Here is a 13,347-nt window from a genome sequence, read left to right as displayed (position 1 = left end):
CGTGCCCTGCCGGCCGGGCGTACCCGGCCGGCCGCTACTTCCGGGCCGAGGTGACCCGGTAGACGTCGTAGACGCCCTCGACGCCGCGGACCGCCTTGAGCACGTGCCCGAGGTGCTTCGGGTCGCCCATCTCGAAGGTGAAGCGGCTCATCGCCACCCGGTCGCGGGAGGTCTGCACCGCCGCCGACAGGATGTTGACGTGCTGGTCGGACAGGACCCGGGTGACGTCCGACAGCAGCCGGGAGCGGTCCAGCGCCTCGACCTGGATGGCCACCAGGAAGACGGACGACTGGGTGGCCGCCCACTCGACGTCGATCATCCGCTCGGGCTGCTGGCTGAGCGCCTCCACGTTGACGCAGTCGGCGCGGTGCACCGAGACGCCGTTGCCGCGGGTGACGAAGCCGACGATCGGGTCGCCGGGGACGGGCGTGCAGCAGCGCGACAGCTTGACCCAGACGTCCTCGACGCCCTTGACGATGACACCGGGGTCGCCCTTGGCCCGGCGGCGCACGGCCCGGCGGGTGTCGTGGGTCGGGGTCGCCGTCTCGGCGAGGTCCTCGGTGGCACCCTCCTCGCCGCCGAGCGCCTGCACGAGCTTCTGCACGATGTTCTGCGCGGCGATGTGGCCCTCGCCGATCGCCGCGTACAGCGAGGAGATGTCGGGGTAGCGCATCTCGTGGGCCAGGGTGACCAGCGAGTCGCCGGTCAGGATCCGCTGGATCGGCAGGCCCTGCTTGCGCATCGCCCGGGCGATCGCCTCCTTGCCGTGCTCGATCGCCTCCTCGCGGCGCTCCTTGGAGAACCAGGCGCGGATCTTGTTGCGGGCGCGCGGGGACTTGACGAAGCCCAGCCAGTCCCGGGAGGGGCCGGCGTTCTCCGCCTTGGAGGTGAAGACCTCGACGCTGTCGCCGTTCTCCAGGGTCGACTCCAGCGGCACCAGCCGCCCGTTGACCCGGGCCCCTATGCAGCGGTACCCGACCTCGGTGTGGACCGCGAAGGCGAAGTCCACCGGGGTGGCCCCGGCCGGCAGCGCTATCACGTCGCCCTTGGGCGTGAAGACGAAGACCTCGTTGTTGGAGAGGTCGAAGCGCAGCGACTCCAGGAACTCGCTCGGGTCCTCGGTCTCCTTCTGCCAGTCCAGCAGCTGCCGCAGCCAGGCCATCTCGTTGACGGCTCCGGCCTTGTCGTCCTTGCGGGCCTGGGCCGGGGTGTCGGTGCGGACCTTGGAGGCGCCGGCGACCGCGCGCTGCTTGTACTTCCAGTGCGCGGCGATGCCGTACTCGGCCCGGCGGTGCATGTCGAAGGTGCGGATCTGGAGCTCGACGGGCTTGCCGCCGGGGCCGATCACCGTCGTGTGCAGCGACTGGTACATGTTGAACTTGGGCATCGCGATGTAGTCCTTGAACCGCCCCGGCACCGGGTTCCACCGCGCGTGGATGGTGCCCAGCGCCGCGTAGCAGTCGCGGACGGTGTCGACCAGGACCCGGATGCCCACCAGGTCGTAGATCTCGGCGAAGTCCCGGCCCCGGACGATCATCTTCTGGTAGACCGAGTAGTAGTGCTTCGGCCGGCCGGTGACGGAGGCGGTGATCCGGGCGCCGCGCAGGTCGCCCTGGACCTGGTCGATGACGGTCGCCAGGTACTCGTCCCGCTTGGGCGCGCGCTCGGCGACCAGGCGGACGATCTCGTCGTACATCTTGGGGTAGAGGATCGCGAAGGCGAGGTCCTCCAGCTCCCACTTGATGGTGTTCATGCCCAGCCGGTGCGCCAGCGGGGCGTAGATCTCCAGCGTCTCGCGGGCCTTCTTCTCCTGCTTCTCCCGCTTGAGGTAGCGCATGGTGCGCATGTTGTGCAGGCGGTCGGCCAGCTTGATCACCAGGACGCGCGGGTCCTTGGCCATCGCGACGACCATCTTGCGGACGGTCTCGGCCTGCGCGGCCTCGCCGAACTTGACCCGGTCGAGCTTGGTGACACCGTCGACCAGCAGGGCCACCGAGTCGCCGAAGTCCCTGCGCAGGGTCTCCAGGCCGTAGTCGGTGTCCTCGACGGTGTCGTGCAGCAGCCCGGCCATCAGGGTCGGGGCATCCATGCCCAGCTCGGCCAGGATGGTCGCCACAGCCAGCGGATGGGTGATGTACGGGTCGCCGCTCTTGCGCTTCTGCCCGCGGTGCCACTTCTCGGCGACCGCGTACGCCTTCTCGATGTCCCGGAGCAGCGCCGGGTCGGCCTTCGGGTCGTTGGCCCGGATGGAGCGGAAGAGCGGCTCCAGGACGGGGTTGAGCACGCTGGAACGCTGGCCGCCGAGGCGGGCCAGGCGGGCACGCATGCCACCGGAGGAGGACGGGCGGCTCGCGGGAGCCACCGGACGCGAGGAGGTCGGCGCCGGACGTGCCGGGGTGGCCCCCGAGGGCGTGGGGCGGTCTTCGGGGGCGGCCGCTGCGGCCGTGGGCACAACCTCGTCGGGCAAGGACACTCCTCGGGGCACCGGGCCGACCCCCCGTACGGCCGACGACAACGCGGACAACCGGGAGGGGATGAATCTTCATGGTACCGAGCCGGGCGCTCCGGTGTTCAGCCGCCCGGCCCCGGACACGCTCCGCGCACGCGCGAGGGCGACGGCCGGATCATCCGGCCGCCGCCCTCGGTGCTCTCTTCTCAGACCGTGACCAGCGTCTCCAGCGGCGCGCCGCCCAGGTGCCCGGAGAGCCGCTCGCGGCCGTCCAGGAAGCCCAGCTCCATCAGCACCACGACGCCCACCAGCTCGGCGCCGGCCTCCTTGACCAGGTCCAGCGAGGCGCCGATGGTGCCGCCGGTGGCCAGCACGTCGTCCACCACCAGGACCCGCTCGCCGGGGGCGAAGGCGTCGCACTGGACCTCCAGCGTCGCCGAGCCGTACTCCAGCTCGTACGAGCGGCGGAACACCTCGCCGGGCAGCTTGCCCTGCTTGCGGATCGGCACGAAGCCGAGCCCGGCCGCGAAGGCCGCCGGGGCCGCCAGCACGAAGCCGCGCGCCTCCAGGCCCACCACCTTGGTCGCACCGAGGGCGGTCGCCCGCTCCGCCAGCGCCCGGGTGAGGGCCGCGAAGGCCTCGGCGTCGGCGAGCAGCGGCGCGATGTCCTTGAACAGCACACCCGGCTTCGGGTAGTCCGGGACGTCCCGGATCCGGCTGTTCAGCAGCTCGGCCAGTGCGGTGTCGGCGGTGGTCACGAAGAGTCCTTACGGTCGGTCGGGCGTCAGCGCTTGGTGGACGGACGGCCCTTGGCACGCGTGCCGGCCGCCCGGCCGCGCTGACCGACCATACCGGCCGGCAGGTCGCCGTCGGCGAACTCCTCGCCCTCCGGCGACGCGTCCCGGCCGCCCTCGGCCGCGGCCTTGGCGTCCGCGGCGCGCCGCTGGGCGACCCGCTTGGCCAGCGCCTTCATCTCCGGCTGCTCCTCCTTGAGCTGCGCCAGCAGCGGGGTGGCGACGCAGATCGAGGAGTAGGCACCGGCGGCGAGGCCGATGAACAGCGCGAGCGAGATGTCGTTCAGCGTGCCGGCGCCCAGGAGACCGCCGCCGATGAACAGCAGCGCCGCCACCGGGAGCAGGGCGACCACCGTGGTGTTGAGCGAGCGCACCAGGGTCTGGTTGAGGCCCGCGTTGGCCGCCTCGCTGTAGGTGATCTTGTTCTGCTTGGTGATCCCCTTGGCGTTCTCCTTCACGGTGTCGAAGACGACGACCGTGTCGTAGAGCGAGTACCCGAGGATCGTCAGGAAGCCGATCACCGTACCGGGGGTGACCTCGAAGCCCACCAGGGCGTAGACCCCGATGGTGATCAGGAGGTCGTGGATGAGGGCGACCAGGGCGGCCACCGCCATCCGCCACTCGAAGGCGATCGCCAGGTAGACCGTCACCAGGATCATGAAGATGATCAGGCCGGTGAGCGCCTTGCTGGAGATCTGCTCACCCCAGCTGGGACCGATCACCTGGGTGTCGATCTCGGCGAGCGGGACCTTCAGCTCCTTGGACAGCTGGTCGGTGAAGACCGACGAGGAGACCTTCTCCTCGGAGCTGATCTGGATCCGGAACTTCTTGCCGTCGTCCACGGACTGCACCAGCGGGTGCGAGTGGACGATCTTGTCCACCGCCTCCTGCGTCTGCGAGATGGACAGCCCCGGCTTGGAGACGGTGTAGACCGAACCGCCCTTGAACTCGATGCCGAGTTTCAGGCCCATGGCCAGGCCGACCGCGGCGACCAGCACGATCACGCCGGAGATGCTGTACCAGAGCTTGCGGCGGCCGACGAAGTCGAAGCTGATTTCGCCCTGGTAGAGCCGGTGGCCCAGATTGGAGAAGCGCGACACGGTGTCAGGCCCCCTTCACGGCGGTGGACGAGGGGGTACGGCGACGGCTGCTGCGCAGCGGCGGGCGGGCGCCCAGGCGCTTCGGGTCCACGCCGGACCACGGGTGGCCGTCGGAGAAGAACTTGCGGCGGGCCAGCAGCGTGATCAGCGGCTTGGTGAAGAGGAAGATCACCACGACGTCGAGCGCGGTGGTCAGGCCGAGGGTGAAGGCGAAGCCCTGCACCTTGCCGACCGAGACCAGGTAGAGCACCGCGGCACAGAGGAAGGACACGAAGTCCGACACCAGGATGGTGCGCCGGGCGCGTGGCCAGGCCCGCTGGACCGCCGGGCGCAGCGGGGCGCCCTCGCGGACCTCGTCGCGGATGCGCTCGAAGTACACGATGAAGGAGTCCGCGGTGATGCCGATCGCGACGATCGCGCCGCAGACGGCCGGCAGGTTCAGCGCGAAGCCGATGCCGGCGCCGAGCAGGCTCATGATCGAGTAGGTCAGGATCGCCGAGACGATCAGACCGGCGATGGAGACCAGGCCGAGGCCGCGGTAGTACACCAGCGAGTAGAGGACCACCAGCAGCATGCCGATGGCGCCGGCGATCAGGCCGGCCTCCAGCTGGTCGCCGCCGAGCTGCGGGGAGACGGTGGTGACGTCGTCCGTGGCGAACTCCAGCGGCAGCGCGCCGAAGCTCAGCACGTTGGCCAGGCCCTGCGCCTCGCTCTGGCTGAAGCTGCCGGAGATCACGGCCGAGCCGCCGGGGATGGCGCCGCGCACGTACGGGTGGGAGACGACCTGGCCGTCCAGCACGATGGCGAACTGGTTGGCCGGGGCGGGCTGGGTGGCCAGCTTGCCGGTGATCGCGGTGAACGCGTCGGTGCCGCGGCCGTTGAACTGCAGCTGGACCTGCCAGCCCTGGCCCTGCTGGGTGTCGATGCTGGCCTGCGCCTTGGAGACGTCGGCGCCCTTCACCGCGACCGGACCGAGGGCCAGCTTGTAGAAGACGCCGTCCTCGGCCTTCTGGCTGCAGGCGACGGTCGGCTGCTCGTCGGCCTTCTGCAGGTTCTTGCGCTGCTCGGGCTTGGAGCAGTCCAGGCCGGCGAACTCGGCGGCCAGCTCCGGCGGCACGGTGCCCTGGGTCATCGCGGCGCCGAGGTCCGGCGTGGTCGGCGCGGTGGCGGCGGCGCTCGGGGTCGCGGCGGCCGAACCGGAGGCGGCGGCGCTCGGGGCGGCGCTCGCACTGCCGGTGGCGGCGGCGGTCGGGGTCGCGTCGGCCGCGAGGGCCTCACCGACCGCGCGGCCCTGCTTGGTCGCACTGGCGCCCGCGCTGGGCGCGGCGGCCGTGCTGCCGGCCGAGGCCGAGGCCGAGGGGCTCGCGCCGGGGGTGGCGCTGCCGCTCGCCGACGGGGCCGCGCTCGGGGCCTGCGCCTGGACGCCGGTGGGGGCGAGGGCGAGGACCGGGCGGAAGTACAGCTTCGCGGTGGTGCCGACCTGGTCGGCCGCGTTCTGCTTGTCCCCGCCCTTGGGGATGTTGACGATGATGTTCCGGTCGCCCTGGGTCTGGACCTCCGCCTCGGAGACACCCATCCCGTTGACCCGCTGCTCGATGATCCCGGTGGCGATGTCCATGCTGGACTTGTTGATCGCCTTGGGGTCGGTCGACTTCGCGCTCAGCGTGATGCTGGTGCCGCCTGCGAGGTCGATCCCCAGGCGGGGCTTGGTGTTGCCCGTCCCGAACATGAGGGCGACCAGTCCGACGGTGACCACCAGGATGAGGGCCAGCGCCCGCCCCGGGTAACCGTCGCGCGGGCGCGACTTGGGTGTTGCCACCTTGCTCGTTTCTCCCTGTCCATGCCACCTCCCCTACCGGCCCCCCGTCCTGCTCGTGGCTGGACGGGGGCGTGGCGGATCCTGCGGCCCTGAGATCCTGTGGACTCGCGGCACTGCGCCGCGCGACCGGGCGGGTGCCCGGCCGTACTACTTGCTCGCGGGAGCCCCGCCCTCGGCCTCGCCCTTGTCGGCGCCGTCCTTGGTGAGCGTCAGCGGCTTCTCGTCGACCCGGTCGGCGTCGGCGTCCTCGGCCTCCGGCTCGGGAAGCTCGTCGTCGGCCGGGCGGCCGTTGATGATCGCGTCGTACTCGGCCGGCTCCAGGACCGCGGCGATCGCGCTCTTGGTGAAGTGGGTGAACACACCGGGCGCGATCTCCAGCTCGACGGTCTCCTCGTTCACCGCCTTCACCTGGGCGTACAGACCGCCGATGGTACGCACGCCCGCCCCGGGCTCCAGCGCCGTCTGCATCTGCTGCATCTGCGACTGGCGCTTCTTCTGCGACCGGAACATGAGCACGATCGCGATGATCGGGAGGAGAAGGATGATGAGGTTCACTGCAGCCAGGGTCCTTTACGGGCCGCCGGCCGGCGGCCTGTGTGGTATTGGTCGGCCCGTCGGGTGAGAGGGGCGGTCCGGCGGAGTCTAGGCGACCCCGAACTGATCGGACAACGCCAAGCATCGCATCCTGCCGCCGAAAGTGGCGACCCTCGGCCTGCACGGATTCCCCGGACTTCTCCCCCGGCTTCTCCCCGCCGACCTGCCCCGGGGCCGGGTACGCCCCTATCGTCCCGGTGTCACCCGTTCAGCCCTCGTCGGCCGGGAAGAGCTCCGACTGGGCCGGCACCACGCCCCGATTGGTCTGGACCGGAGGGGCCTGCACCGGCGGGGTCAGGCCCAGGTGCCGCCAGGCGGCGGCGGTGGCGATCCGGCCGCGCGGGGTGCGGGCGAGCAGGCCCTCACGGACCAGGAAGGGCTCGGCGACCTCCTCGACCGTCTCGGCCTCCTCCCCCACCGCGACCGCCAGGGTCGACAGGCCGACCGGCCCGCCGCCGAACAGCCGCAGCAGCGCGTCCAGCACCGCGCGGTCCAGCCGGTCCAGCCCGCGGGCGTCCACCTCGTAGACGTCCAGCGCCCGGGCGGCGATCTCCGGCGTGACCACGCCGTCGTGGCGGACCTGCGCGAAGTCGCGGACCCGGCGCAGCAGCCGGTTGGCGATGCGCGGCGTGCCGCGGGAGCGCCCGGCGATCTCGGCCGCACCGGCCGGGTCGATCTCGACGTCCAGCAGCGCGGCCGAGCGGTGCACCACCTTCTGGAGCTCGGCCGCCGCGTAGAACTCCATGTGGCCGGTGAAGCCGAAGCGGTCGCGCAGCGGCGGCGGCAGCAGGCCGGCCCGGGTGGTCGCACCGACGAGGGTGAACGGCGGCAGCTCCAGCGGGATGGCGGTGGCACCCGGGCCCTTGCCGACGATCACGTCGACCCGGAAGTCCTCCATCGCCATGTAGAGCATCTCCTCGGCCGGCCGGGACATCCGGTGGATCTCGTCGAGGAAGAGCACCTCGCCCTCGCTGAGCGAGGAGAGGATCGCCGCGAGGTCCCCGGCGTGCTGGATGGCCGGGCCGGAGGTGATCCGGATCGGGGCGCCCAGCTCGGCTGCGATGATCATGGAAAGGGTGGTCTTGCCCAGCCCGGGCGGGCCGCTGAGCAGCACATGGTCGGGCGCGGCACCACGCTTGCGGGCCGCCTGGAGCACCAGCGACAGTTGCTCGCGGACCCGCTCCTGCCCGATGAACTCGTCCAGCAGCTTGGGGCGCAGCGCCGCCTCGACCGCCTGGTCCTCGCCGTCGGCGGAGGCCGCGACCAGCCGGTCGGCCGGGTCGGAGTCGTACGGGCTCATGTGCACCCCTTGATGATTCGCTCGCGCCGCCCGTTCAGGTGACGCGGGCTCCAATGTCGACAAGATGACAGATGGTCAGATCGGTAAAGGGTGACTCAACGGGCCCGGTTGAGGGTCCGCAGAGCCGCCCTGAGCAGGGCGCCGACATCGGTCACGGCCTGCGCCTCCGCCTCCGGGGTGACGGCGGTGACCGCCTCGTCCGCCTCCCGCGGCGCGTAGCCGAGGCCGACCAGGGCGGCGTGCAGCTGCTCGCCCCAGGGCGCCGGGCCGGCGGCGACCGGCTTCTGCGCCGGGACGCTGCCGTGCGGCGCGCCCAGCTTGTCCTTGTACTCCAGCAGCAGCTTGGCGGCCTTGGCCTTGCCGATGCCGGGGACGGCGATCAGCGCCCGCTCGTTCCCCGCGGCGACGGCGGCCCGCAGCTCGTCCGGACTGTGCACCCCGAGCATCGCCTGGGCGAGGCGCGGGCCGACGCCGGGCGCGGCCTGGAGGATCTCGAAGACCGCCCGCTCGTCGTCGTCGGCGAAGCCGTACAGGGTGAGCGAGTCCTCCCGGACGACGAGCGAGGTGGCGAGCCGGGCGGGCTCGCCGAGCCGCAGGCCGGCCGTGGTGTTCGGGGTGCACTGGACGGCCATCCCGACGCCGCCGACCTCGACGACGACGGTGCCGGCGGAGATGGCGGCCACCGGGCCCTGGACGAAGGCGATCATCGGGCGGCTCCTCGGGGGGCTCGGTAGGAGGACGGACGGGCGGGCGGACGGACGGCGGCCGGGGCGGGCGCCGCTTTGGCCAGGGCGGCGGCGATCCGGTCCGTCGCACCGCCGCGCCAGATGTGGCAGATGGCCAGCGCCAGCGCGTCGGCGGCGTCGGCCGGCTTCGGCGGCGCGTCCAGCCGGAGCAGCCGCTGCACCATCGCGGTGACCTGGGCCTTGTCGGCCCGGCCGGAGCCGGTGACGGCGGCCTTGACCTCGCTGGGGGTGTGCAGGGTGACGGGGATGCCCCGCCGGGTGGCGCAGAGCATCGCGACCGCGCTGGCCTGGGCGGTGCCCATCACGGTGCGGACGTTGTGCTGGGCGAACACCCGCTCGACGGCCACCAGGTCCGGCCGGTGCTCGTCGAGCCAGCTCTCTATGCCCTGCTCGACCAGGAGCAGCCGGGGCCCGATCTCCGCGTCGGCCGGGGTGCGCACCACGCCGACCCCGACCATCGCCAGCGGCCGGCCCGGGGCGCCGTCCACCACGCCGATCCCGCACCTGGTCAGACCCGGGTCCACACCCAGTACCCGCACGTCACGCCCCGCCTCTCGGTGATCCGCCACCCGCCTGCGGCCGCTCCGGCCCGGTGCCGGCGTTCCTCACGGCGGACGACCTGCGAAGGCTACCGCCCGGGTACGACAGTCCCACCGACGACACCGGCCCGGTGGTCGAGGGACCACCGGGCCGGGGAGTGAGAACGGTCACTCGGCGTCGAGCTGCGCACCGACCTCGTCGCTGATGTCGAAGTTGGCGAAGACGTTCTGCACGTCGTCGCTGTCCTCCAGGGCGTCGATCAGCTTCAGGATCTTGCGGGCGCCGTCGACGTCCAGCTCGACCTGCATGCTCGGGAGGAAGTTGGCCTCGGCCGAGTCGTAGTCGATGCCGGCGTCCACCAGGGCGGTGCGGACGTCGACCATCTTGGAGGCCTCGGAGACGATCTCGAAGGACTCGCCGAGGTCGTTGATCTCCTCGGGCTCCTGGTCGAGGACGACCTCGAAGAGCTTGTCCTCGTCCACGCCGTCGGCCTTGGGGACGATCACGACGCCCTTGCGGTTGAACAGGTACGAGACCGAGCCCGGGTCGGCCATCGAGCCGCCGTTGCGGGTCATCGCGACGCGCACGTCCGAGGCCGCGCGGTTGCGGTTGTCGGTGAGGCACTCGATGAGCACCGCGACGCCGTTCGGGCCGTAGCCCTCGTACATGATCGTCGAGTAGTCGGCCCCGCCGGCCTCGGCGCCCGAGCCGCGCTTGACGGCGCGGTTGATGTTGTCGATCGGGACCGAGCTCTTCTTCGCCTTCTGGATGGCGTCGTAGAGGGTCGGGTTTCCGGCCGGGTCACCGCCGCCGGTGCGCGCCGCCACCTCGATGTTCTTGATCATCTTGGCGAAGAGCTTGCCGCGCTTGGCGTCGATCACGGCCTTCTTGTGCTTGGTGGTAGCCCACTTAGAGTGGCCGGACATCGCCAGCTCCTTTACGTCGCCAAAGGGAAATGAACAGAAGAGATCTTACCGGTGCCGCCACCGGTGGACCGCACACGGTCAGCGTGCGGCGGCGGGGCGCCACCCGCGCCGCGGTGACCGGCCGCTACCGCGCGACCGCGGCCAGGTGCTCCTCCACCATCCGAACGAAGTAGCCGTGCACCCGGTGGTCGCCGGTCAGCTCGGGGTGGAACGACGTGGCCAGCAGGTTTCCCTGGCGGACGGCGACGATCCGGCTCTCCGGGCCGTCGGCGGCCGGCAGCTCCGCCAGCACCTCGACGCCCGCGCCGACCGACTCCACCCAGGGGGCGCGGATGAACACGCCGTGCACCGGCTCGTCGCCGAGGCCCTCGAAGGCGACACCGGACTCGAACGACTCGTTCTGGCGGCCGAAGGCGTTGCGGCGCACGGTCATGTCGATGCCGCCGACGGTCTCCTGGTCCTCACGGCCGTCCAGGATCTTGTCGGCGAGCATGATCATGCCCGCGCAGGTGCCGTACACCGGCATGCCGGCGGCGACGCGCTCGCGCAGCGGGTCCATCACGCCGAACAGCAGCGCCAGCTTCGACATGGTGGTGGACTCCCCGCCGGGGATCACCAGCGCGTCGACCTCGGCCAGCTCCTCGACGCGGCGCACCGGACGGGCCAGCGCGTCGGCCTCGGCCAGCGCGACCAGGTGCTCGCGGACGTCGCCCTGCAGGGCGAGGACGCCGATGACTGGAGTGCTCACGGTCTCAAACCTTCTTCGATCGGTACTTCGTGTGATCGCCGCCCGGCGGGACCGCCGCTTCGGGCGGTCGTCGCGCGGCCGCTGCGGGCGGTCGCTTCCCCGGGCCGCCGGCGTCCGGCGGCCGGCGCGGCGCGGCGCGGCCCGCCGAGCGCCGAGGCGCTGCGGCGGGCCGACGCCGGACGCGGGCGGGACTACCAGCCGCGGTTGGCGTAGCGCTCGGTCTCGGGCAGGGTGTCGCAGTTGATGCCGACCATGGCCTCGCCCAGGTTGCGGGAGGCGTCCGCGATGATCTTCGGGTCGTCGAAGAAGGTGGTGGCCTTGACGATCGCGGCGGCACGCTTGGCCGGGTCGCCCGACTTGAAGATGCCGGAGCCGACGAAGACGCCCTCGGCGCCCAGCTGGCGCATCAGCGCGGCGTCGGCCGGGGTGGCCACGCCACCGGCGGAGAACAGCACGACCGGCAGCTTGCCGAGCTCGGCGACCTCCTTGACCAGCTCGTACGGGGCGCGCAGCTCCTTGGCGGCGGCGTACAGCTCGTTGTTGTCGAAGCCGCGCAGCTTGGCGATCTCGTTCTTGATCTGGCGCAGGTGGCGGACGGCCTCGACGACGTTGCCGGTGCCGGCCTCACCCTTGGAGCGGATCATGGCCGCACCCTCGGCGATGCGGCGCAGGGCCTCGCCCAGGTTGGTGGCGCCGCAGACGAAGGGGGTCGTGAACGCGAACTTGTCGGAGTGGTTGACCTCGTCGGCCGGGGTCAGCACCTCGGACTCGTCGATGTAGTCGACACCCAGCGACTGCAGGACCTGGGCCTCGACGAAGTGGCCGATCCGGGACTTCGCCATGACCGGGATCGAGACCGCGGCGATGATCTCCTCGATCATGTTCGGGTCCGACATGCGGGCGACGCCGCCGTCCTTGCGGATGTCGGCCGGAACCCGCTCCAGGGCCATGACGGCCACAGCGCCGGCGTCCTCGGCGATCTTGGCCTGCTCGGCGTTGACCACGTCCATGATCACACCGCCCTTGAGCTGCTCGGCCATGCCGCGCTTCACCCGGGCGGTACCGATCTGCGGCTGGTCTGCGGTGGTGGGGGTGGTGGACACGTGAGACCTCACTCGAAGATGAACCAGTGCTATCGCCCTATGGTAGGCGGAAGAAACCGCCACTCCATGCGCCATCAAGTCCAGGCAGGCCGACGGGATACGACAAACAGGCCGGATCCGGACGCTCCCGCCCACCATGTGGGAAGTCCCGTCCCGGACCGGGTCGCTGACCCTGCGCACACCGTACGCGGGCCGCGCCCGGACCCCACTCAGGCCGGGGCGCCCTCGGGGGTCAGCGCCGGCGGCGGCGCGTCGTCCATCTCGAACGCCATCGGGAACGGCGCCCGCCCGGCCAGCCGGAAGTACCGCACCAGCCGGTGCTCCCGCACCGCCCTGGCCGCCCGCACCGCGTCGTTGTGGAACCGCCGCGCCATCGGCACCCGGCGCACCGCGGCGGTGAGCTCCTTCACCGCCTCCTCGCCGCCCGGCTCGGCCACCAGCACGGCGACCTGCTCCGGATCGGCCAGCACCGCCCGCAGCGCCATGCTGAGCTGGCTCTCCGCCACCTCCCGCTGCTCGTCGTCCGCCTGCCGGGCCGCGTGGGCGGCGTCCAGCAGCAGCAGCGAGGCCGCCGGGTCCAGCAGCGAGGAGGTGGCCACCTCCATCGCGACCGACGCCCGGCGGACCAGCTGCGCGTCCAGCGCCGCACGGGCGGCGTCGATCCGGGCGTGCAACCGGTCCAGCCGGCCGGCCGTCCAACTCAGGTACATGCCGAACAGCACCACGGCCACGCCGGCCCAGATCCAGGTAGTCACGGGGCGCTACGCTACCGGGTGCGCACGGCCCGGCCGTGCCACCGGGCGCCCGCGGCTCAGCCGGCGACGGTCGCGCTGCGGTAGCTGTCGCGGTCGATGTCCGCGATGTTCACCGCCGTGAACAGCCGGCTGCCGGCCGCCGGGACGACCCGCTCGGCCAGCAGCGCCAGCACCGCGTCGCTGAGCGCCGCCTTGGCCTCGGCGGTGCGCCCGGGGAAGATCTGGAACTCCACGTACACCTGGTCGTCCGCGGCCTCGCTCTCGCCCACCACGAAGTCCTGCACCTCCCGGAAGACCGTCTTGCACGCCTCCGGGTTCGCGCCGATGGTCTTCACGGCGAGCCGGTTGATGGCCAGGCCCAGCTCACGACGGTCGAACGCGCCGGCCAGCCCGGCCGAGTAGTCGACGGAGATCTGCGGCATCGGTGCCTCCAGGGGTCACGGTGATGATCAGTACGGTCCGGCAGACCCCAA

Annotated in this window: 13 protein-coding genes; all 13 read right to left on the bottom strand. The window is 71.8% G+C overall.

Annotation, left to right across the window (positions count from 1 at the left end; genetic code table 11):
- Positions 1–34 precede the first annotated feature (34 nt).
- Positions 35–2,485, bottom strand: a complete 2,451-nt coding sequence (locus J5Y04_RS03065; RefSeq protein ID WP_374105942.1) for a bifunctional (p)ppGpp synthetase/guanosine-3',5'-bis(diphosphate) 3'-pyrophosphohydrolase — start codon at positions 2,483–2,485, stop codon at positions 35–37.
- 170 nt (positions 2,486–2,655) lie between these two features.
- Positions 2,656–3,207, bottom strand: a complete 552-nt coding sequence (locus J5Y04_RS03060) for an adenine phosphoribosyltransferase (protein ID WP_148647590.1) — start codon at positions 3,205–3,207, stop codon at positions 2,656–2,658.
- A 26-nt stretch (positions 3,208–3,233) separates the two neighbouring features.
- Positions 3,234–4,343 (bottom strand): protein translocase subunit SecF, encoded by a 1,110-nt coding sequence (secF, locus tag J5Y04_RS03055; RefSeq protein WP_209410147.1) that lies wholly within the window; start codon positions 4,341–4,343, stop codon positions 3,234–3,236.
- A gap of 4 nt (positions 4,344–4,347) precedes the next feature.
- Complete coding sequence (gene secD, locus J5Y04_RS03050) at positions 4,348–6,162, bottom strand: protein translocase subunit SecD (protein WP_374105941.1); 1,815 nt, start codon at positions 6,160–6,162, stop codon at positions 4,348–4,350.
- Positions 6,163–6,309: 147 nt separating this feature from the next.
- The gene (yajC, locus tag J5Y04_RS03045; protein ID WP_209410145.1) at positions 6,310–6,717 is read right to left on the bottom strand and encodes a preprotein translocase subunit YajC; all 408 of its coding nucleotides are present in this window, start codon (positions 6,715–6,717) and stop codon (positions 6,310–6,312) included.
- Between the two features lie 247 nt (positions 6,718–6,964).
- Positions 6,965–8,056, bottom strand: coding sequence for a Holliday junction branch migration DNA helicase RuvB (gene ruvB / locus J5Y04_RS03040; RefSeq protein ID WP_245204195.1), 1,092 nt, complete (start codon positions 8,054–8,056; stop codon positions 6,965–6,967).
- Positions 8,057–8,151: 95 nt separating this feature from the next.
- Complete coding sequence (gene ruvA / locus J5Y04_RS03035) at positions 8,152–8,763, bottom strand: Holliday junction branch migration protein RuvA (RefSeq protein WP_209410143.1); 612 nt, start codon at positions 8,761–8,763, stop codon at positions 8,152–8,154.
- Entirely contained in the window at positions 8,760–9,341 is a 582-nt protein-coding gene (ruvC, locus tag J5Y04_RS03030; protein ID WP_209410141.1) for a crossover junction endodeoxyribonuclease RuvC, read from the bottom strand. Before ruvC ends, ruvA begins: the two co-directional genes overlap by 4 nt.
- A 168-nt stretch (positions 9,342–9,509) precedes the next feature.
- On the bottom strand, positions 9,510–10,268 hold the full coding sequence (locus J5Y04_RS03025; protein WP_209410139.1) for a YebC/PmpR family DNA-binding transcriptional regulator: 759 nt from the start codon (positions 10,266–10,268) through the stop codon (positions 9,510–9,512).
- Positions 10,269–10,392: 124 nt separating this feature from the next.
- The gene (gene pdxT, locus J5Y04_RS03020; RefSeq protein WP_209410130.1) at positions 10,393–11,016 is read right to left on the bottom strand and encodes a pyridoxal 5'-phosphate synthase glutaminase subunit PdxT; all 624 of its coding nucleotides are present in this window, start codon (positions 11,014–11,016) and stop codon (positions 10,393–10,395) included.
- Positions 11,017–11,207: 191 nt separating this feature from the next.
- Positions 11,208–12,119, bottom strand: coding sequence for a pyridoxal 5'-phosphate synthase lyase subunit PdxS (gene pdxS, locus J5Y04_RS03015; protein ID WP_030300161.1), 912 nt, complete (start codon positions 12,117–12,119; stop codon positions 11,208–11,210).
- Positions 12,120–12,328: 209 nt separating this feature from the next.
- Positions 12,329–12,829, bottom strand: a complete 501-nt coding sequence (locus J5Y04_RS03010) for a hypothetical protein (protein ID WP_148647726.1) — start codon at positions 12,827–12,829, stop codon at positions 12,329–12,331.
- Positions 12,830–12,930: 101 nt separating this feature from the next.
- Positions 12,931–13,296, bottom strand: coding sequence for a 5-carboxymethyl-2-hydroxymuconate Delta-isomerase (locus tag J5Y04_RS03005; RefSeq protein WP_209410128.1), 366 nt, complete (start codon positions 13,294–13,296; stop codon positions 12,931–12,933).
- Positions 13,297–13,347 lie beyond the last annotated feature (51 nt).

Origin of the sequence: Kitasatospora sp. RG8, assembly GCF_017813315.1 — a bacterium.
In the GTDB taxonomy this organism is placed as follows: Bacteria; Actinomycetota; Actinomycetes; order Streptomycetales; family Streptomycetaceae; genus Kitasatospora.
This window is presented reverse-complemented; position numbering and strand designations above follow the sequence as displayed.